At 69.3% G+C, this 19146-nt stretch carries 17 protein-coding genes and 1 riboswitch; of the genes, 9 read left to right on the forward strand and 8 right to left on the reverse strand.

Features of this window, described 5'->3' with window-relative positions; all coding sequences use genetic code 11:
* Window positions 1-51: 51 nt before the first annotated feature.
* Window positions 52-1239, forward strand: coding sequence for a cation:proton antiporter (locus ACZ6YV_RS13710; RefSeq protein WP_465509883.1), 1188 nt, complete (start codon window positions 52-54; stop codon window positions 1237-1239).
* A gap of 366 nt (window positions 1240-1605) precedes the next feature.
* Here the strand turns inward: ACZ6YV_RS13710 and ACZ6YV_RS13715 are convergent, their stop codons facing one another.
* Window positions 1606-1920 (reverse strand): hypothetical protein, encoded by a 315-nt coding sequence (locus ACZ6YV_RS13715; RefSeq protein WP_465509884.1) that lies wholly within the window; start codon window positions 1918-1920, stop codon window positions 1606-1608.
* A gap of 202 nt (window positions 1921-2122) precedes the next feature.
* On the opposite strand from ACZ6YV_RS13715, the gene fxsT reads away from it, so the two are divergent.
* On the forward strand, window positions 2123-5092 hold the full coding sequence (gene fxsT, locus ACZ6YV_RS13720) for an FxSxx-COOH system tetratricopeptide repeat protein (RefSeq protein ID WP_465509885.1): 2970 nt from the start codon (window positions 2123-2125) through the stop codon (window positions 5090-5092).
* Here fxsT and ACZ6YV_RS13725 read toward each other — a convergent pair whose 3' ends face one another.
* Window positions 5093-5362: a hypothetical protein gene (locus ACZ6YV_RS13725; protein WP_465509886.1), complete on the reverse strand. Its 270-nt coding sequence runs from the start codon at window positions 5360-5362 to the stop codon at window positions 5093-5095. It abuts the gene before it with no gap.
* Between the two features lie 165 nt (window positions 5363-5527).
* Between ACZ6YV_RS13725 and ACZ6YV_RS13730 the strand changes: the two genes are divergently transcribed.
* Both ACZ6YV_RS13730 and ACZ6YV_RS13735 read left to right on the forward strand, forming a co-directional pair.
* Window positions 5528-6511, forward strand: coding sequence for a LysR family transcriptional regulator (locus ACZ6YV_RS13730; protein ID WP_465509887.1), 984 nt, complete (start codon window positions 5528-5530; stop codon window positions 6509-6511).
* A gap of 133 nt (window positions 6512-6644) precedes the next feature.
* On the forward strand, window positions 6645-7973 hold the full coding sequence (locus tag ACZ6YV_RS13735) for a carbohydrate-binding protein (RefSeq protein WP_465509888.1): 1329 nt from the start codon (window positions 6645-6647) through the stop codon (window positions 7971-7973).
* 91 nt (window positions 7974-8064) lie between these two features.
* On the opposite strand, the gene ACZ6YV_RS13740 is transcribed toward ACZ6YV_RS13735, so the two are convergent.
* Together ACZ6YV_RS13740 and ACZ6YV_RS13745 are read right to left on the reverse strand one after the other, a co-directional pair.
* Complete coding sequence (locus ACZ6YV_RS13740) at window positions 8065-8379, reverse strand: DMT family transporter (RefSeq protein WP_465509889.1); 315 nt, start codon at window positions 8377-8379, stop codon at window positions 8065-8067.
* Window positions 8380-8390: 11 nt separating this feature from the next.
* Window positions 8391-8459, reverse strand: a riboswitch (guanidine-III (ykkC-III) riboswitch).
* 79 nt (window positions 8460-8538) lie between these two features.
* A complete protein-coding gene (locus ACZ6YV_RS13745) occupies window positions 8539-9753 on the reverse strand; it encodes an MFS transporter (RefSeq protein ID WP_465509890.1) in 1215 nt (404 codons plus the stop codon).
* 83 nt (window positions 9754-9836) lie between these two features.
* Here ACZ6YV_RS13745 and ACZ6YV_RS13750 point away from each other — a divergent pair, with 83 nt between their 5' ends.
* Window positions 9837-10739 (forward strand): LysR family transcriptional regulator, encoded by a 903-nt coding sequence (locus ACZ6YV_RS13750; RefSeq protein ID WP_465509891.1) that lies wholly within the window; start codon window positions 9837-9839, stop codon window positions 10737-10739.
* A 2-nt stretch (window positions 10740-10741) separates the two neighbouring features.
* Here the strand turns inward: ACZ6YV_RS13750 and ACZ6YV_RS13755 are convergent, their stop codons facing one another.
* Window positions 10742-11323, reverse strand: coding sequence for a TetR/AcrR family transcriptional regulator (locus ACZ6YV_RS13755; protein ID WP_465509892.1), 582 nt, complete (start codon window positions 11321-11323; stop codon window positions 10742-10744).
* Between the two features lie 73 nt (window positions 11324-11396).
* Between ACZ6YV_RS13755 and ACZ6YV_RS13760 the strand changes: the two genes are divergently transcribed.
* The gene (locus ACZ6YV_RS13760; protein ID WP_465509893.1) at window positions 11397-11939 is read left to right on the forward strand and encodes an SRPBCC family protein; all 543 of its coding nucleotides are present in this window, start codon (window positions 11397-11399) and stop codon (window positions 11937-11939) included.
* Here the strand turns inward: ACZ6YV_RS13760 and mptB are convergent.
* The gene (gene mptB, locus ACZ6YV_RS13765; protein ID WP_465509894.1) at window positions 11843-13282 is read right to left on the reverse strand and encodes a polyprenol phosphomannose-dependent alpha 1,6 mannosyltransferase MptB; all 1440 of its coding nucleotides are present in this window, start codon (window positions 13280-13282) and stop codon (window positions 11843-11845) included. The genes ACZ6YV_RS13760 and mptB overlap by 97 nt on opposite strands.
* A 111-nt stretch (window positions 13283-13393) precedes the next feature.
* On the opposite strand from mptB, the gene ACZ6YV_RS13770 reads away from it, so the two are divergent.
* Complete coding sequence (locus tag ACZ6YV_RS13770) at window positions 13394-14029, forward strand: DUF4230 domain-containing protein (RefSeq protein WP_465510186.1); 636 nt, start codon at window positions 13394-13396, stop codon at window positions 14027-14029.
* Between the two features lie 95 nt (window positions 14030-14124).
* Window positions 14125-14646, forward strand: coding sequence for an SRPBCC family protein (locus tag ACZ6YV_RS13775; protein WP_465509895.1), 522 nt, complete (start codon window positions 14125-14127; stop codon window positions 14644-14646).
* 21 nt (window positions 14647-14667) lie between these two features.
* Here ACZ6YV_RS13775 and ACZ6YV_RS13780 read toward each other — a convergent pair whose 3' ends face one another.
* Together ACZ6YV_RS13780 and ACZ6YV_RS13785 are read right to left on the reverse strand one after the other, a co-directional pair.
* Window positions 14668-15921 carry a cation:proton antiporter gene (locus ACZ6YV_RS13780; protein ID WP_465509896.1) on the reverse strand — a complete coding sequence of 418 codons (1254 nt, stop codon included), beginning with the start codon at window positions 15919-15921 and terminating at the stop codon, window positions 14668-14670.
* A gap of 45 nt (window positions 15922-15966) precedes the next feature.
* Window positions 15967-17169, reverse strand: coding sequence for a sigma-54-dependent transcriptional regulator family protein (locus ACZ6YV_RS13785; RefSeq protein WP_465509897.1), 1203 nt, complete (start codon window positions 17167-17169; stop codon window positions 15967-15969).
* 158 nt (window positions 17170-17327) lie between these two features.
* Here ACZ6YV_RS13785 and ACZ6YV_RS13790 point away from each other — a divergent pair, with 158 nt between their 5' ends.
* A complete protein-coding gene (locus ACZ6YV_RS13790) occupies window positions 17328-19145 on the forward strand; it encodes a flavin-containing monooxygenase (RefSeq protein ID WP_465509898.1) in 1818 nt (605 codons plus the stop codon).
* The last annotated feature ends 1 nt before the right edge of the window (window position 19146 follow it).

A 19146-nucleotide genomic window follows, 5' to 3' on the forward strand; every position in this document is an offset into this window, starting at 1 on the left:
ATGCTCGTTCCCGGTGGCAGGGGAGTCCACCGGGAACGAGGGGCGGGGTAGATGATCCAGAGCGTGCTCGTCGGCGCTGTCGTCGTGCTGGCTTGGACGATGACGGCGGCACGGCTGGAACGGTGGCAGATCACCGCGCCGATGGCGATGGTCGCGGCGGGGCTGGCGATCGGGTTCACCACCCGCAACGATCTCGGCAACGGCCTCAACACCGAGATCGCCCTCAACGCGGCGGAACTGATCCTCGCGCTGCTGCTGTTCGTGGACGCCACCGCGGTCAAGGGCGGCTATCTCGGTCATGACGCCAAGACCGCGGTGCGGCTGCTGCTGATCGCGCTGCCGCTGACGATCCTGATCGTGATGGGCGTCGGTCTGCTGGTGCTGCCGGGCCTCGGCTGGGTGGTGATCCTGCTGATCGCCTGCATCATCGCGCCCACGGACTTCGCTCCGGCGACCTCGGTGGTGCACGACGTCCGGGTGCCCGAACGCGTGCGGCACCTGCTGAACGTCGAAAGCGGGTACAACGACGGCGTCGTCGCCCCGGTGTTCATCTTCGCGCTCACCCTCGCGGGGAGCAACCACCAGGCGAAGACGCCGGGTGAAGCGCTGCAGGCCGCTGTCCCGGCGGCGCTGCTGGCCGTGCTGGCAGGCTCCGTCATCGGCGCGGTGGCCGCCGTCGCGATGAACGTGACCGGCAGGCACGGCTGGTCGACGCGGCATTCCGCGCGGGTCGCGGCCGTCGCGCTGCCGCTGCTGACCTACACCGCCGCCGTCGCGATCGGCGGCAACGGTTTCGTCGCCGCGTTCATCTGCGGGATCGCCTACAAGACCGCCCGGCACCCCGACGAGGACGAACTCGGGCTCGCCGAGGACGTCAGCTCGCTGTGCGGGTTACTGATGTGGTTCGTCTTCGGCAGCACCGCGGTACTGGTGCTGTCCTTCGGGCTCACCTGGGGCGTGGTGATCGTCAGCGTCGTCGCGCTGACCGTCGCCCGGCTGATCCCGGTGCTGCTCACCTTGCTGCGGACGGATTTCCGGTGGCGGGACCGGATGACCATCGGTCTGTTGGCGCCGCGCGGCGCGGCGTCGATCGTGTTCGGGCTGCTGGCCTACAACTCACTCGACGGGGACGCGGCGGACGCCGCGTTGAGCGTCATGGCGGTGACCGTGCTGGCGAGCGTCGCCGCGCACGGTATCGGGGCGTCGGCTTTCCTGAACCGCAAGTCCAAGACCTCGTGAGCGGTGATTCGGGTTAGCGTGGACCGGTATTTGCCTACCTGCCGCTGACCTGCGCGAAGGTGGCGATCCCGGCGGATGCCCGATCGACGGTGAAGGATTTGGGACGTTCAACGTCCCAAATCCTTCACCGTCGCGAGGTCACCCGGCTCCGGCCACACAACCCTTGCGATCGGCAACCGAGTGGGGAAGGTTCCGGACATTCAACGTCCGAAATCTTCCCCCGTCACCTTCCACGAAGACACCGGAATCCCAGCGGGTAGGCAACTACGAATCCGTTGGAACCCGAATCGCCACTCACGACCCACTGGACCGACTCGGCCCCGCCGCCCTCATCGTCGGACCGGCCGTCCTTTCCGCTCACGAGGGTCAGGCCTTCATCGCTTTCCTGATCGCCGCTTCGAGTGCTTTCACATGCTTCGAATTCATGCCGCCGTAGGTGAAGGTGTTCATGTCCACCTTGTCGGCGTACAAGGGCACGTCCTCGACGACCGTCTTGGAGGCCCCGGGAACTTCGAAGACGAGCCGCCCCGGCTTGAACGCCGTCGGCGGAATGTTCTTGATACCAATGACCTTTTCGACGCTGAACGTATGTCTCCGGTCGCCGAGTCCTTTGACGGCCGCCTTGATCGTGATCGTCCGGCCGCTGAAGCTGATGGATCGACGTCTGGCGTGGATGCGCACGAACCCTCCCCTGGGTGCGAAAGAAGGCACCCTATGGGCAGGGAATCGACCGGACGAGCGCCGTTCCCGAACCGTTATCGCTCCGCTTCGCTCATGGTGAGGGAGAAGGCCGCGGACCTGATCATCGGCTCGTAACGGCGAGCGTCGGGCCACCGACATCCGGTGGTCGCCCGACGCAGCCGCCCCGACCGGAGGTAGGAGATTGCCCGAGATCATCGAGGTCCGGGTCCCGGAGTCGGCCGGACTGGACGTGGTCTTCCTGCACGGGCTGGACGGGGACGCGTGGAAGACGTGGGCGGGCGGTTCGCGGTCTTCGTTCTGGCCGGAGTGGCTGGCCGACGATTTCGACCGGGTGGCCGTGTGGTCGGTGGGTTACGAGGCCTGGTCGACGGGCTGGCGGGGCCGGGCGATGCCCATGCAGGACCGGGCGATCAACCTGATGGCGCGGCTGCAGAACGCCGGTATCGGCGAGCGGCCCCTGTGTTTCGTCACCCACAGCATGGGTGGCTTGCTGGCCAAGGAGATCCTGCTGCACGCGGCCGAGGGCCGCACCGGGTTCGCGACGTTCGCGACGGCCGCGCGCGGGGTGGTCTTCCTGGGGACCCCGCACACCGGATCGGGGCTGGCGGCGGTCGTCAAGGCGCTCGGACTCGTCTATCGGTCCACCGCGGCGGTGAAGGACCTCAAACGCAACGCCGCTCACCTGCGGCATCTCAACGACCGGTATCGCGATTGGGCCGACGAGTCCGGGATCCGGAACCTGGTGTTCTTCGAGGCGTACCCGACCAAAGGCGTCCGGGTGGTCGACGAAGGCTCGGCCAACCCCGGACTGCCTCGTGTCCGGCCGATCTCCGTCGACGCCGATCACGTCGGCATCTGCAAACCGGCCGATCGCGATTCCCTTGTCTACGGCCAGGTTTCGAGGTTCATCGCCGGAATTCTCGCGGAGACCGACGTCTCGCCGCCACCGCAGGCGGCCTGGAAACTGCCCTTGCGCGGCAGGGTCTTCGTCGGCCGGACCGCCGAGCTGGACCGTTTGGAGAGGACGGCCAAGGCCGCCAAGCGGGTCGCGGTGGTGGCGGTGCACGGGCTGGGCGGTATCGGCAAAAGCAGCCTGGCCGCCAGGTTCGCCGAACTGCGCTCGGCGGACTTCTCGGCCGTGTGGTGGATGACGGCGGACTCGGCCTCGGCGATCGACGACGGCTTGGCGGAGCTGGCCGTGGCGCTGTCCCCGGCGGCCGCGGAGCTGCCGTGGGAACAGCGGACCGAACAGGCCGTGAGCTGGCTGGCCTGCCATTCCGGCTGGCTGCTCGTCCTGGACAACCTGAGCGATCTCGCGCACGCGAGCGGCCTGCTGGAGCGGGTGCGGACCGGCACCGTCATCATCACCAGCAGGCGGGGCACCGGCTGGCGTGACATCAGCACCGTGTCACTGGACGTGCTGGAACCGGACGAGGCGGTCGAGCTGCTCGGCAGGACGGTCCGGGCCGAGTGGCCGGAAGCGGTGCTGGCCGACGCGGGTGAACTCTGCGCGGAACTCGGGTGGCTGCCCCTGGCTGTCGAACAGGCCGCGGCCTATCTCGCGCAGAACCGCATGGCCACGGCCCGCTACCTCGGCCTGCTCGCCAGATCCCCGGCGAGAATGTTCGCCTGGACCGCGGAGGCCGAGGACGCGGAGCGTGCCGTCGCCCGGGTCTGGCATGTCACCCTGGACAGGCTCGCGGACACCCCGCTCGCCGCGAAAGTGTTGCGACGGCTGGCCTGGCACGCTCCGGAACGCATCCCGCGATCGCTGCTGGAGTACGACGCCGACGAACCGGAGATGTCCGAAGCCCTGGGGCGGCTGGCCGCCTACAGCATGATCACCCTCGACGCCGACACGATCGAGGTCCACCGGCTCGTGCAGGCAGTGACCCGGACACCCGATCCCGCCGACCCCTACCGCCGCCCCGAGGACATCGACGAGGCGCGTGAAGCCACCTCCGCCGCGCTCGCCCGCTTGCTCGACGCGGCAGACTCCCGGCTGCCCGCGCATTGGCCCGTCTTCCAAGCCGTGCTGCCCCATGCCCGGGCGCTGCTCGACCACACCGACATCGACACCGGTCCGCTCTGTCAGCTCGCCACCAGCCTTAGCCTCTACGTCCTCGGCCAGGGCGACCCCACGACCGCCATCGTGCTCGCGGCCCGGGCGAGCGCCGGTTGCGAACGGCTCTACGGCATCGACGACCCCAACACCCTGCACGCGCGGAGCAACGCGGCATCCGCCTACCAGGCAGCCGGCGACCAGACGCGGGCGATCGCGTTGTTCGAGGCCACCTTGGAAGACTGCGAGCGGAGGCTGGGGCCCGACCACGCGCACACGTTGAGCTACCGGAACAACCTCGCGGCCGCCTGCCATGCCGCCGGTGATCTGCGGCGGGCGATCTCCCTGCACGAGGAGGCGCTGGAGGGGCGCGAACGGCTGCTGGGAAAGGAACACCCGGACACGCTGCTCTCCCGGAACAATCTGGCCATGTCGTACGAAGCGGCGGGTGACGCGGAGCGGGCGATCCCGCTGCACGAAGCCACACTCGCCGATCGCGAGCGCGTGCTGGGTTCCGACCACCCGGAGACCTTGCTCTACCGGAGCAACCTGGCCTACCTCCATTGGTCGACGGGCGATGTGAAGCGGGCGATCACCCTGTTCGAGGCGACGCTGAAGGATCGCGAGCGCGTGCTAGGGCTGGACCATCCGGACACGCTGACCTCGCGGTGCAATCTCGCGGGAGCGTGCGAGACGGCCGGTGACCTCGCCCGCGCGGTCGAACTGCACGAGCGGACACTGGCCGATCGCGAGCGCGTGCTGGGTCCCGATCACCCCGACACGTTGAAGGCGGGGAACAACTTGGCCGGGGCGTACGAATCCTCCGGTGAGCTGGCGCGGGCGATCGAGTTGTACGAAAGCACGTTGGCCGCGCGGGAGCGGCTGTTCGGACACGATCACCAGGACACGCTGAACTCGCGGAACGACCTGGCCTACGCCCGCGGCGTCGCGGGTGATCTGCCGCGCGCGATCCGGCTGTACGAAGAGGCGCATGCCGACGCCGAGCGGGCGCTGGGGCCGGACCATCGCATGACCCGGACGATCCGGGAGAACCTCGAGATCGCGATCCGCCAGCGCGACCGTTCTTGATCAGTCGTCCGAGGTCAGATCGTGCGGTTCGGTACTGTCCCACAACCGTTCCACTGTGAACACCGGTGCTGCTTCACCGTCCAGCCGTCCTTGCCCGTGACTTTGCGATATCCGGTGATCCACGACTTCCACGACGGCTTCGTCAGCCGGATCCAGGACGAGGACCCGGATTCGTCCGCCTGCTTGGAGAACCGACCGGATGTCACGGCGCATGCCCTGCGCGATCCTGGTCATCGAGTGGCCGATGAGGAGGGCGACGTCGCCCGGCACGTACAGATCCAGGTGCCGTCGGTTCCGTGGAGACCGTAGTGGTCGGCCGCCCCGCCGTGTCCGGGATTGCTGACATCGATGGCATACCGCGAACACGACGATACGAAGCCATTTGGCTCAATTGTTTGTCTGGTCCAGTCCAGTTATGTCTACTAACGTAGAGGGATGGAGCTGGAACTGCGCCACTTGCGCATCATGTGCGCGATCGCCGAACTCGGGAGCATCACCAAGGCGGCGAACACGCTCGGGATGGCGCAGCCCGCGTTGACCGCACAGCTGAAACGCATCGAACGGACGCTCGGCGGGAAGCTCTTCCTGCGTGATCACACGGGCACCCGGCCGACGGCGCTCGGTCTCCTTGTCCTTGACAGGGCGAAGATGGTGCTCCCCGCCGTGTCGTCGCTGCACGACGAGGCCGCGCGCCTCGCCCAGCACACCGGCACCGGCGAGCCGATGACCTTGCGGCTCGGCTCGGCGACCGGGCCGATGCTCGGGGCGCTCCTGCAACGCCTCGGCACCACCCATTCCGACATCCATGTCGCCACGCATACGTCGTGGTCGGCCAACAATCTCGCGGACATGACCGCCGAGGGTGCGCTGGACTTCGCCTTCGTCGGCGTCTGCGGAGACGCCGCCCCGCCGCCGGAGCCCGGTGTCCGCTGGCGGACGCTCGCGCATCATCCGGTGTTCGTGCTGATGTCGGCGCGGGACGAGCGCGCGCAGCAGGCCGAGGTCGAACTCAGTGAGCTGGCGGACGAACGGTGGTGCGCGACGCCGGGTGACGGATGTTTCGGCGAATGTTTCGCCTCCGCTTGCGCGCGGTCGGGGTTCACGCCGCGTTCCTTGTACGAGACCGATGTGCTGACCTGCATCGAGATGGTCGAATCGGGACACGCGGTGGTGTTGTGCCAGCCGCTGTTCCACGAGATCCCGGGCATCGTCGCGGTCCCGATCGCCGGGAATCCGTTGAGCTGGCGGAATCTCGTCGGCTGGTCGGAGCGGGGGGAGATGGGCCCCTTCGCCGCGGAGATGATCGCCCTGTCCCGCGCGGTGTACGGCGAACTGATCGACCGGCGGCCGACCTACTCCAAGTATCTCGAGTTGAACCCGGGTTATGGCGTGGACTACACGGACGCCGGCGTGCGCTGACCTGCACGGAAGCCGCCGAAAGGTCCAGTCCACTGGGTGGATATGACCTAAATGGTATGTACCTTTTGCAGCAGGCGCCTCGTACGGTCTGGACGAGATCTTCTTCCGGAACGTCGGTGAGGGAACGCCTGAAATGAAGCGAAAGATCGTAGCGGCCGCCGCGGCGGCCCTGACCGGGGCGGGCTTGGTCACGGCCGTCGCGCTGACCCCGAGCGCCAGCGCCGGCCAGACCGTCACGGCGGCCGACCAGGTCCAGTCGGAGATCGTCGCGGCGTTGTCGCGTGATCTGAAGATCAGCCCGGATCAGGCCAGGACCCGGATCGCCGACGAGCAGAAGGCCTCCTACACCGACAGCGCCCTCAAGACCCGGCTCGGTTCGTCGTACGCCGGCTCGTGGCTTGACGCGGCCGGGACCAAGTTGACCGTCGCGGTCACCGACGCGGCTCTGGAGAGCACCGTCCGTACGGCGGGGGCGACCCCGAAGACCGTCACGCGGAGCGTCGCCCAGCTTGACGCGGCGAAGCTGTCCTTGGACACCAAGGGAAGCACCGCGCCGAAGAACGTGCCGGGCTGGTACGTCGACGTCGTCACCAACTCGATCGTCGTCCTGTCCCACGCCGGTGGCGAGGCCGCCGCGAAGTCGTGGGCGACAGCCTCCGGTGTGCGTGCCGACGCGGTGCGGGTCGAGACCAGCACCGAAAGCCCGGTTCCGCTGATCGACGTCATCGGCGGCAACGCCTACACCTTCGGTTCGGGCCGGTGCTCGATCGGTTTCTCGGTCGAGGGCGGCTTCGTGACCGCCGGGCACTGCGGCACCACCGGTACGCGGACCTCGAACCCGAGCGGTTCCGTCGCGGGCTCCACCTTCCCCGGCAACGACTACGCGTGGGTCCGCGTCGACGCGGGCAACACCCCGCGTGGGCTGGTGAACCGCTACCCGGGCACCGTACCGGTGGCGGGTTCGCAGGAGGCCGCGATCGGCGCCTCGGTCTGCCGTTCCGGTTCCACGACGGGCTGGCACTGCGGCACCATCCAGCAGAAGAACGCCTCGGTGACCTACCCGCAGGGCACCGTTTCCGGCCTCACCCGGACCAACGCCTGCGCCGAACCGGGCGACTCCGGCGGTTCTTGGCTCGCGGGCGACCAGGCCCAGGGCGTCACTTCCGGCGGTTCCGGCAACTGCACCTCGGGCGGCACGTTCTACTTCCAGCCGGTCTCGGTGATCCTGAGCGTCTACGGCCTGCGGTTGGTGACTTCGGGTTCGAACCCGCCGACCAGCACCACCACGACGCCGACCAACACGACGTCGAACCCGCCCACCGGAACCTGGGCGGCCGGTACCACCTACGCCGCGGGTGCGACGGTCACCTACAACGGCGTTTCCTACCGGGCCCTCCAGGGCCACACCGCTCAGGCAGGTTGGGAGCCGCCGAACGTCCCAGCGCTCTGGGCACGCGCCTGACCGCCTAGCCGTCCGGGCCACACGCAGGGGTGCGCCCGGACCTGACCGCCCCCGACGTCGTCCGTGCGTCGGGGGCGGTCCCTTTTTCGGCTCAGTGCAGGACTTTCAGCCCCACCACGCAGGCCACGATCCCCACGATCAGCAGAATTCTGGCCAGCGAAACGGTTTCCGCGCCGGACCACATGCCGTAGGCGACGGTGAGCGATGCGCCGATCCCGACCCAGACCGCGTAGGCGGTCCCGACGGGAAGATCCTTCATCGCGTAGGCGAGACCCACCATGCTCGCCACCAGGGTCACACCGAAGATCACCGACGGCGTCGGCCGGGACAACCCCTCGGACCTGCCGAGGGCAGTGGCCCAAACGGCTTCCAGAACACCCGAAACGACAAGGACAAGCCACGACATGACGCGCTCCCAGAGTGCCGTCTTGTCGCTGGCCGGGTACGGCACCCACTCGTCCGGGGACCTCGATCAGGAGGTTCCACGACCAGGATCGCACACCGGCGGCACGGGCCGCCCGCGGGTTTGACGAGGATCACCACGCGGACAGGCCACTGTGGACGGTCAACGGTTCAGTACCTTGGGTGCCGACCAGGCGAGCAAACCCAGTTCCAGTACCGAGAACCCGATCAGCGCCCACGCGCTCGGCAGCCAGATCAGCGAGATCCCGACGAGGAGGATGGGCAGGACCAGCCCGGCGTAGGCGGCCAGGAACAGGGCCGCGAGCACCTCACCGCGCACTGGCGGTTCGGCGAGGGCGGCGACGGTGGCCACCGAGGCGCGGAAGCCCAGTCCGACGCCGGCGCCCGCCGCGATCCCGCCCGCGAGGAAGAGCCACAGCTGGGCCGTCGTCACCGCGACCGGCAGCGCCACCAGCCCGGCCACCATCAGCGCGAGGCCGAGCCGCAGTTGGGTCCGCCTGGCCAAGCCGGCGAAGATCACCTGCGCGGCGGCCGCCGCGACGAACACGGAGAACGACGCGAGCCCGGCCAGCATCCGGGAACTTTGGTGCATCCCCTGCGCGAGCAACGTCGGCGTCAACGCCATGAACAGTCCCGTGATCGCGAAGGCCGCGAAGGCGCCGATCGCCGCGCCGAAGAACGCGGGCCGCGCGCTCGAAGGCAGCGAGACGCGCTGCGGTCGGTACGCGGGGCGCTCTTCGGCTCGTTCCACCGTTTCCGGGACGAGCGCGACGGCGATGGCCGAGGCGAGCAGCAGGACCAGGAAGAACACGAACGGCGTGCTGAGCGGCTCGGCCGAATAGCTCGCGAAAATACCGCCGAACAACGGTCCGAACGCCAGCCCGCCCATGTTGACCACTGTCGCGATCAGTCCCGCGCGGCCGTGGTCCTCGCGCGGCCGGGCGACCGCGCGCAGTTCCGACAGGTGCGCGGTGGCCGTCGCGGTCAGCGCGCCGATCCCCGCCCCGCCGACGAGCCTGGCCAGGATCAGCCCGGGAACGTCCGGCCACGCCAGGAAGAGCGTCGCGGAAAGCGCCTGGGTCAGGGTCGCGGCGAGGATCACGCGCCGTCGTCCCAGCCAGTCGCTGACATGACCGGCGAGGTACAGGCTGCCCATCACGCCGACCGCGTACGCCGCGAACACGATAGTCACGACGTAGGTCGGGAAGCCGTCACGCTGCTGGTAGAGCACGTAGAGCGGGGTGGGAACGGTGGAGAAGGCCAGCGAGACGGCGTAGGCGGCCGCGATGACCCAGAAGCCGCGACCGTGGCTGAGCCGCAGGAGCGCGGGACGGGGACGGGTGACGGTGTTCAGCATGTCTCCACTGTGAATCCCGGGATCATCCATGTCCAACGAACAATGCTGGTCACAGTTATCCGAAACTGCGATAATTCGCCCTCGTGGAGACCCGTCAGCTCGAATGCTTCGTCGCCGTCGCCGAGGAGCTCAGTTTCACCCGCGCCGCTCGACGGTTGTTCGCGGTGCAGTCCACCGTGTCGGCCACGATCCAGGCGCTCGAAGGCGAGCTGGGCGTCAAGCTGTTCGACCGGTCGACCCGGCGCGTCGCGCTTTCCCCGGCGGGCCTGGTGTTCCTGCCCGAGGCCAAGGCCGCGCTGGAGGCCGTCGACAGGGCACGCGAGGTGGTCGCCGACGCCTCCGCAGGACTGCGCGGCAGTCTCCGCGTCGGCACCCTGACCAGCGTCGGGGACCTCGACCTGCCGGATCTGCTCGGCGCCTTCCATCGGCGGTATCCGCTGGTGGAGCTGCACGTCACGGTGTCGATCACCGGGTCGACAGGCTTGGCCGAGGACCTGCGTCAGGGCAGGCTCGACGTCGCCCTGCTCGGCCTGCCCGAATCCGATCTCGCCGGGCTCGACACCAAGCTGGTCGGTTCGGTGCCGTTCGTCGCGTTGCTGCCCGACGGCCACCGGCTGGGTGACCGGCGGTCGCTGACCTTGCCGGACCTCGCGGGCGAGTCGTTCGTGGACAATCCGCGCGGCTTCGGCAACCGGGTCGCCCTGGACCGTGCTTTCGAGGCGATCGGGGCCCCTCGGCGGGTCGTCGTCGAAGTCGCCGATCTGCGGGCGGTGCCCGCTTACGTGGCGGCGGGGCTCGGCGTCGCCGTCGTGCCCGATCTCCGGCTGCTCTCGGGGGTCCGGACGATCCCGGTCGACGAACCCGGCCTCACTTGGCCGTTGACCATCGCCACGAGGGGGGAGCGGCCGCCCGGTCCGGCTGCCCGCCTGCTGCTCGAGCTGATCGACGGCGGCGAGTTCTCCATCGCGATCCCGGTCCGGGCCTGAGCTCAGCCCGACAGCAGCGTGCGGGTCGTCCTGGCCACCAGGTCGACGGTGCGCGGCGGTGGTGCCTCGCCGCGGTCGAGGTGTCTCCTGACCGCGGCGTACGGGAGGTCCACGAGGGCCAGCATCAGTTCGTCGGTGCTCCGGCCGGTCAGCGGACGCAGCCGTCGCACGACCTTGGTGATCGCCGCGTCGAGGCGCTGGTTGGCGTCTTCGGCGCGGGCGCGGTCTTCGGGGCTCCAGTCTTCGACGCCGAGCATGCGGTCGCCCCCGTAGAGCAGCTTTCCCTCGGCGGGACGGTCGCGGCACCAGCGGACGACCTGGGCGGCGGCTTCGACGGCTGCCTCCGTGGCCGGTTCCTGGTCGAGGGCTTCGAGATAGCCCTGCTGGAACCGGGTCAGGGTGCGGAGCCAGACGGCGGCGAGCAGGGCCGGACGCCCGGGAAAGCGGTGGTAGATCGATCCACTCGGCGCGCCGACCTCGCGGGCGACGGCCGACATGGTGACCCCGGCGGCCCCTTCTGCGGCGAAGATCCGCACGGCGGCGTCGAGGAAGTCGTCGGCGGTGTGCCGCGGTGGCCGTCCCATTTTCAGAGACTATCCTCTACTATGGTTTTAGTGGAAGGTCTCTAGAACTGGTCTCTAGAACTGGGGAGGCGCGATGCGCGTGTGGAACAGGCATTCCCGGATCGTCGGCGTGGCACAAGAACACGTCGGCGCGTTGATCGACACCTTGTCCGCCGACGGCGACAGGCTCTGGCCCGACGCGTGGCCGCCGTTGCGGTTCGACAGGCCGCTCGGCGTGGGCGCAGACGGCGGGCACGGGCCGGTGCGGTACCGCGTCGAGTCCTATGAACCCGGGAAGTCCGTGAGGTTCCGGTTCACCGCACCTCGCGGCTTCGACGGGTTCCACGAATTCACGATGCGTACGACGGAAACCGGGGAGACCGAGCTCGTGCATCTCATGGTGCTGAAGCTCCGGCATCCCGCTTGGTGCACGTACCCGGTGCTGTGGCGGCCGCTGCACGACGCCTTGCTGGAGGACTGCCTGGACCGCGCCGAGCGTGAACTCACCGGCACGGTCCGGGCACCCGCGAGCTGGAGCGCCTACGTCCGGCTCTTGCGGAACCTGATCTCCGGCAACAGGTTCCGGCGCTTGAGGAAGAACAAGGTGCCGCCGATGAGCACGACGGCGATCAGGTAGCCCAGTGCCAGGGACACGGCGCCGCCGTTCGCGGGCGGGAGCAGAACACCGAACACCGCGCTTATCCCGGCGAGGATCCAGCGGCCGCGGTCGGTCGTGAGGCTCACGGCGAGCAGCGCGACCGTCCACAGGAGATACCACGGCTGCACGACGGGCCCGAGCACCAGCATCGCGGCGAAGGTCAGCCCCGCGCCGTACAGCGGGTGCATCTTCTCCCGGTAGGTGAGCCACAGCAGCCTGGCACCGACGGCGAGGCCGAGGATCGCGCCGATGAGCGAGAACACCTTGATCGCGCCGTCGGTCAGGTCCGCGCCGAAGACCTTGCCCACGCCGCCGACGAGGAAGCCGAGTTCGTTGGTGGGCGCCATCCAGCTGTGCACCTGGCCGGAGACCCCGGAGAGCACGCGGACCCAGCCGAAACCGAGCCCGCTGCCGAGTGAGATCGCCGCGGTGACAGCGGCGAATCCCGCGGGCAGCCCGAGCGCCACCGCGACCCGGCCGGTGGGGGTCGCCCGGCGGAACAGGTCGACGCCGACGAACAGCAGGCCCGCGACGGCCACGATCTTGACGTTCGCGGCGGCGCTCACCGCGATCACGCCCGCCGCGATCAGCGCCGGCCGGGCCGCGCCGGTCTTCGCCGCGCCCATGAGGACGAGTTCCAGCCCGGCGACCATCAGTCCGACCATGAGCCCGTCGTTGTGCACGCCCGCCACGATGTGCCACAGCACCAGCGGGTTGAGCAGGGCCAGCCACAGCGCGATCGACGGCGAAACCCCGACGCGTCGGGCGAGCCGGGGTAGCGCCCACGCCATGAGCGCGATACCGGCCAGCCCCAGCAAGCGGTGCAGCAACAAGGTCGGGACGAAGCTGTCGCCCGCGATGTGGGCGATCGTGCGGGCCAGCGCGACGAACGCCGGACCGTACGGCGCGGGCGTGTCCCGCCAGTAGTGACTGACAGCGAGCGTCACCGGCGAATCGGCGCCGAGCGCCTCCGCCGGCCCCACGAGGTAGGTGTCGAAACCCTTGGCCGCGATCAGGCCTTGCGCCAGGTAGCTGTTGATGTCGCCGCTGAACAGCGGGCGGGCGAGAAGCAGCGGCGCGCACCACGAGACCGCGATCCAGTACAGCCGCCGCTCGGGGAGTCCGGCGGCGAGCCGTCCGATGCCCAGCCAGGACAGCACCAGGGTGGCCATACCGGTGACGCCCAGTGCCACCACCAGCACCGAGGGCAGGCCGATCCCGGACGTGACCAGCACCAGCACGGCGATTCCGAGGAAACCCGCCCAGTGCAACGCCGAGATGTTCAGCCCGGTCTTCTCCGGCGCGGGCAAGACGTTTTGCATGCGGCCAAACTACTCCAAGTGCGAAATCCGGTTCCGCCGATCGTCGGAGAAACCGGTTTCGACGCTTCGAGACGACGTCCACCGGGTATCCCTCGCGCTGGAGAGGCGGTGGTGGGCGTGAAGAAACGGTGGGTGCGCCTCGGGGCGTTCGCCCTGGTCGGGCTTCTGATCGTCGGTGCGGCACTGCAGCTCACCGGGCTGTTGCCGAAGCTGGACCCGTTCGGAACGTCCACTGTGGACCGTTCGCGACCCGCGGTGCTGCAGGCGGTCCGTGATCTGAGCGAGTACCACGCGGCGGCCGGTGACTACCAGGTCGTCGTCGACATCGAGAAGGACGTCAAGTGGGTGCCCGCGAGCATCGCCGGGGAGCGGACCCTGTTCGTGGCGGCGGGCTCTGTCGACGCGTACGTCGATTTCGGACCGCTGGTGGAGAATTCGCTCACAGTCTCGGAAGACCGGCGGACGGTCGAGGTGCGGTTGCCCGAACCCCGGCTGGCGAAACCCGCACTGGACAACGAGCGCAGTTATGTCTTCGGCCAGGAGCGCGGCCTGATCGACAGGCTCGGGTCGCTGGTGTCCGTTCCGGACCAACAGCGGTTCCATGTCGCCGCCGAGAAACGGATCGGTGAAGCCGCCCAGCGCTCCGGCCTGCTCGAACGCGCCAAGGCCAACACCAAGGCGATGCTCACCGGGCTGCTGCGGGCGTTGGGTTTCGAGGTCGTTTTTCCTGACGGACCGACGACCTGACCCGCCCGGATTTGCGCGAACGTGCGCCCTTTGCCCGCCGGTCTTGACCGGGTGACCCCGTGCTGGTGGGCTGACGAGGTCGACAGGGAGGCGCGATGGTGACGAAGCCGAGGGAGACCCTGACCTACAGCGAGCCGCTCGCGACCGGTGAGATCGCGATCGACGCCGCGCCCGACAGGGTGTACCGGCTCGTCAGCGACCCGGTCGCGATGGCGGAGTGCGCCGAGGAACTGCGCGAGGCGCGCTGGATCCGCGGCGCGACCGAGGCACGGGTCGGGGCCTGGTTCGCGGGCAGCAACCGCAACGGCTGGCGGCGTTGGGTCACCCACGCCGAGATCGTCGAAGCCGAGCCGGGGCACCGGTTCGCCTACCGGGTGCGCACCCAGTTCCGCGTGCCGATCTCCCGCTGGGAGTACGAGATCCAGCCCGAGGGCGACGGTTGCCGCGTCACCGTGACGAACTGGCTGCGGGTGCCGAAGTGGTTCGTCCCGATCGCCATCTTCATCACCGGTGAGCCCGATCGCGCCGGCACCAACCAGGTCAACATCGCGGCCACCTTGCGGCGGGTGCAGGCCCGTGTCGAGGGCCGGGAGTGGCGCCGCGAACCCCGCGGTTAGTCCTCTGAATGCGTTCTGGTCTCACGGGTTCTCGACGTTCTGCATCCCCCGGTTCTCCAGTCTGCGCATCACCGGACCGGAGAGCAGACCGTGCACGAGGACCGACACCGCGATCGTGAGCGCCGTCACGCGCCAGAGCGAGTCGGCCATCGGGAAGTCGCCGTGCCCCAGCGCGTAGGACAGGTAGTAGAGGCTGCCGATCCCGCGGATGCCGAAGAACGCGATCGCCGTCGCCGCCGGGCGGGTGGTGGTGCCGCCGAGCAAGGCCAGCCTGCCGAACAGCGGGCGCACGACCACCACCGCCGCGACCGCCACCAGGACTTCGGCGAGCTTCAGACCGGCGAGGAGCCCATCGCCCAGCGCGACACCGAGACCCAGCAAGGCCAGCGCCACGAAGAGCCTTTCCAGCTGGTCGCCGAACTCGTGCAGCACGCCGTGGTACTCGTGTGACCGCTCGCTGGCACGGATGGTCGCGGCGGCGGTGAACACCGCGACGAAACCGATGCCGCCCAACCATTCGCACAGCGCGAAGGGGAGGAACGCGATGGCGAGCACCACCAGCCCGTCGGAGTATTCGCCGAGACGCAGCCGCTCGTGCCGCACCCGGAACATGAGCCAGGACAGCAACCGGCCGCAGGCGAGGCCGACCACCACGGCGATCGCGAGGGGAGCGAGGACCTCGGTCAGCGGCCACGGCACGGGAGAAGCGCACGCCGTTCCGGCCAGGACGAGGGCCAACAGGACGAACGGCATCGCCAGGCCGTCGTTGAGTCCGGCTTCCGAGGTCAGCGTGAACCTGATCTCGTTGTCCGAACCGCGTCCGTCCTCGGTATGCGGCGCCGGCACCTGGACATCGCCCGCCAGCACCGGATCGGTCGGCGACAGCACGGCCCCCAGCAGCAGCGCGGCGGCGGGGGACAGGGCGAGTGCCCACCAGCCGAGCAGGGCCACCGCGCAGATCGAAAGCGGCAACGTGATCGCCAGCAGGCGCCAGGTCGAATTCCACGACCGCCAGCCGATCAAGCGGTCGGATTTCAGTCCTGCGCCGACCAGGGACACCAGTACCCCGAGTTCGGTGATCACTTCGACGGCGCCCACATGCGACCGCGGGTCGAGGACACCTTCGCCGTAGGGGTGTCCGAAGGGGAGCAAGCCGAAGATCAGGCCACCCACCAGCAGGATCAATGGCATCGACAGCGCGCGTTCGTGCAACAGGTTGGGCAGTACCGCGGCGCACAGCGCCAGCACGCCCGCACCGGCGAGGAGTATCTCCATCCGGGCGGAGTACCCGGTCCGGACCTTTCGCAACCGGTCGCGGGCTCAGCCGCCGACTTCTAGTCCTTTGTGGATGGACAGGTCGACGCCCGAGGCCAGCCGGTACGGCCGCGTGTCCACAATGGCGCCGAGCAGCCGCCGCAGCCGGGAGACCTCGGCGCGGACGGTGACGAGGTGTTCGGCGTCACCGTAGAGCGCCCGGCTGAGCGCCTCGGACGAAAGCCCGGCCGGGCCAGCCGTGCGGAGATGCACCAGGATCCCGGCGTGCCGGGGCGTCACGGTGCGGACCCAGCCGACGTCGCCCGACCGCATCCGCAGCATCGGCGCGTGGCCGAGTTCGAGATCCAGCCGGACCCGGCGCGCGGTGTCGGCCGGGCGCACGAGCCAGCCTTCGGCCAGCCGCTCGGGCAGGCAGGCGCCCAGTCCGGGAACGGCGAGGATCTGGCCTTCGACGGGGGCGGCGATCCGCGCTCCTGGCGCGATGCCCGCGGAGTGGGCCACCCAGCCGTCGTCGTCCACCAGCAGCGCCGGGCCTCCCGTGCCCGCCACCACCGGTTCGGCGGTCCGGCGGAGCCGGTCCAGGCCCTGCTGGTGATGCCGCCAGAGTTCGGATTCGACCAGCCGCCGCCCGGTCTCCACCAGCGCGGCGATCGCCGGGTGCAGGGTCAGCGCGGGCCCGCTGACGTCGATCACGCCGAGCAGTTCGCCGGTGCGCGGATCGTGCACCGGCGACGCCGTGCAGTACCAGGGATGCTGGCCCTGCTCGAAATGCTCCCCGGCGAGCAGTTCCACCGGTGCGGCCTCGGCGAGAGCGGTGCCGATCGCGTTGGTGCCGACCCTGGCCTCGGTCCAGTCGGCGCCTTCGGTGAAGCCCAGGGTGTCGGCGCGGCGTTTGACGGCGGGGGAGCCCGCCCGCCAGAGGATGACGCCCTCGGCGTCGGTCACCACCAGCAGCATGTTCGCGGTGTCGGAGGTCGTCCCGAGCACCTGCCCGAGATCGTCGACGACATGCCGCAACGGCGACGCGCGGCGACGGCGGGCGACCTCGTCGAGCGGCACGGAGCCGCGGGTGTTCACGCCGTCGGCGGCGAGCCCCAGGCTCAGCGCGCGCGACCACGACCGCGACACCAGGGGGCGCGGCCTCACGCGCGGACGGCCGCCGCCGATCACGGCTTCGTGCATCCGGACCAGGTCGCGGGCGTGCATCGGCAGGTCGGCGCCGGGCGGGACCGAGCTGAACACGCCCATAGGCCACCTCCGCACCATCGCGTCGACGGCTCAGCATAGGTCGGCCGGCGCGAGTGCGCCAAGGAGTCGCGCTGCAACACACTGCAACCCTTGCCGCTCCACCCGCCCCCGGCGTGTGATCGGGGTAACAGCCGAAACGCCGAGGTTTGGGAGTGGCCATGACACAGACGGTGGACCGGATCGAGGCGACGGGCTCGCCGCAGGCTCGGGTCGACGCCTGGCTGAGCCGGTTCGAAGCGGCCCTCGCCGCCCGTGACGCCGAAGCCGCCGCCGCGCTCTTCGCCGTCGACAGTTACTGGCGTGACCTGGTCGCCTTCACCTGGACGATCAAGACGGTCGAAGGCCGCGACGGGGTCGCCGACCTGCTCGGCGCGTGTCTCGACCGGATCGAACCGTCCGGATTCCGTACTACCGAGACGCCGACCGAAGCCGACGGCGTGACCGAAGCGTGGCTGGAGTTCGAAACCGCGACGGGCCGCGCGAAGGGGCACCTGCGGCTGAAGGACGAAGGCGCCTGGACGCTGCTGACGAGCCTGCGCGAGCTCAAAGGCTTCGAGGAGCGGCGCAACGAACAGCGGTCGAAAGGTGTCGAGCACGGCGTCGTCCGCGGCCGGAAGTCGTGGGCCGAGAAGCGCGAGGAGGAACAGACCCGGCTCGGTTACGAGGAGCAGCCGTACGTCGTCGTCATCGGCGGAGGCCAGGGCGGTATCGCGCTCGGTGCCCGGCTGCGGCAGCTCGACGTGCCGGCGCTCGTCCTGGAACGCAACGAACGGCCGGGCGATTCGTGGCGCAAGCGGTACAAGAACCTCTGCCTGCACGACCCGGTCTGGTACGACCACCTGCCCTACCTGCCGTTCCCGGACAACTGGCCGGTGTTCGCGCCCAAGGACAAGATCGCCGACTGGCTCGAGATGTACACGCGGCTCATGGAGGTGCCGTACTGGACCAGTACCGAGGTGACCTCCGCGTCCTGGGACGAGGAGAAGCAGCAGTGGCTGGTGACCGTCGTCCGCGAAGGCGAGGAACTGGTGCTCACGCCGCGGCACGTCGTGTTCGCGACCGGGATGTCCGGCAAGCCGAATCTCCCGTCGTTCCCCGGGATGGACGACTTCGGCGGCGATCAGCACCATTCGTCCCAGCACCCCGGCCCGGACGCCTACGCGGGCAAGAAGGCCGTCGTGGTCGGCTCCAACAACTCGGCGCACGACATCTGCGCGGCGCTGTGGGAACACGGCGCCGACGTCACCATGGTGCAGCGGTCCTCGACGCATATCGTCAAGTCGGATTCCCTGATGGACCTGGGCCTCGGCGACCTGTACTCGGAACGTGCGGTGCAGGCGGGGATCACCACCGACAAGGCGGACATGATCTTCGCGTCGATCCCGTACCGGATCATGCCGCAGTTCCAGATCCCGGTGTACGACGCGATCCGCGAGCGGGACAAGGACTTCTACGCGCGGCTGGAGGCGGCAGGGTTCCGGCACGATTGGGGCGACGACGGATCAGGCCTGTTCCTGAAGTACCTGCGGCGCGGCTCCGGCTACTACATCGACGTCGGCGCGGCGGAACTGGTGGCCGATGGGAAGATCAAGCTGGCCCACGGCCAGGTCGACCACCTGAAACGGGACGCGGTGGTGCTTTCCGACGGCACGGAACTCGAAGCGGACGTCGTCGTCTACGCCACCGGCTACGGCTCGATGAACGGCTGGGTCGCCGACCTGGTCGGGCAGGAGACCGCGGATCTGGTCGGCAAGTGCTGGGGCCTCGGCTCGGACACGACGAAGGACCCCGGCCCGTGGGAAGGGGAGCAGCGCAACATGTGGAAGCCCACCCGTCAGGAAGGGCTGTGGTTCCACGGCGGGAACCTGCACCAGTCGCGGCACTACTCGCTTTACCTGGCGCTGCAACTGAAAGCGCGCTACGAGGGCATCCCGACGCCGGTGTTCGGCCTCCAGGAGGTGCACCACAGGTCGTGAG

The organism is Amycolatopsis sp. NPDC102522, assembly GCF_055584485.1.

Excerpts from the sequence above, each read along its gene's own strand:
- ACZ6YV_RS13735 (WP_465509888.1), top strand. The coding sequence starts at position 6,645 with ATGAAGCGAAAGATCGTAGCGGCCGCCGCGGCGGCCCTGACCGGGGCG.
- ACZ6YV_RS13740 (WP_465509889.1), bottom strand. The coding sequence starts at position 8,379 with ATGTCGTGGCTTGTCCTTGTCGTTTCGGGTGTTCTGGAAGCCGTTTGG.
- ACZ6YV_RS13760 (WP_465509893.1), top strand. The coding sequence starts at position 11,397 with ATGCGCGTGTGGAACAGGCATTCCCGGATCGTCGGCGTGGCACAAGAA.
- ACZ6YV_RS13710 (WP_465509883.1), top strand. The coding sequence starts at position 52 with ATGATCCAGAGCGTGCTCGTCGGCGCTGTCGTCGTGCTGGCTTGGACG.
- ACZ6YV_RS13780 (WP_465509896.1), bottom strand. The coding sequence starts at position 15,921 with ATGGAGATACTCCTCGCCGGTGCGGGCGTGCTGGCGCTGTGCGCCGCG.
- ACZ6YV_RS13745 (WP_465509890.1), bottom strand. The coding sequence starts at position 9,753 with ATGCTGAACACCGTCACCCGTCCCCGTCCCGCGCTCCTGCGGCTCAGC.
- ACZ6YV_RS13730 (WP_465509887.1), top strand. The coding sequence starts at position 5,528 with ATGGAGCTGGAACTGCGCCACTTGCGCATCATGTGCGCGATCGCCGAA.
- ACZ6YV_RS13775 (WP_465509895.1), top strand. The coding sequence starts at position 14,125 with ATGGTGACGAAGCCGAGGGAGACCCTGACCTACAGCGAGCCGCTCGCG.
- ACZ6YV_RS13790 (WP_465509898.1), top strand. The coding sequence starts at position 17,328 with ATGACACAGACGGTGGACCGGATCGAGGCGACGGGCTCGCCGCAGGCT.
- mptB (WP_465509894.1), bottom strand. The coding sequence starts at position 13,282 with ATGCAAAACGTCTTGCCCGCGCCGGAGAAGACCGGGCTGAACATCTCG.
- ACZ6YV_RS13785 (WP_465509897.1), bottom strand. The coding sequence starts at position 17,169 with ATGGGCGTGTTCAGCTCGGTCCCGCCCGGCGCCGACCTGCCGATGCAC.
- ACZ6YV_RS13755 (WP_465509892.1), bottom strand. The coding sequence starts at position 11,323 with ATGGGACGGCCACCGCGGCACACCGCCGACGACTTCCTCGACGCCGCC.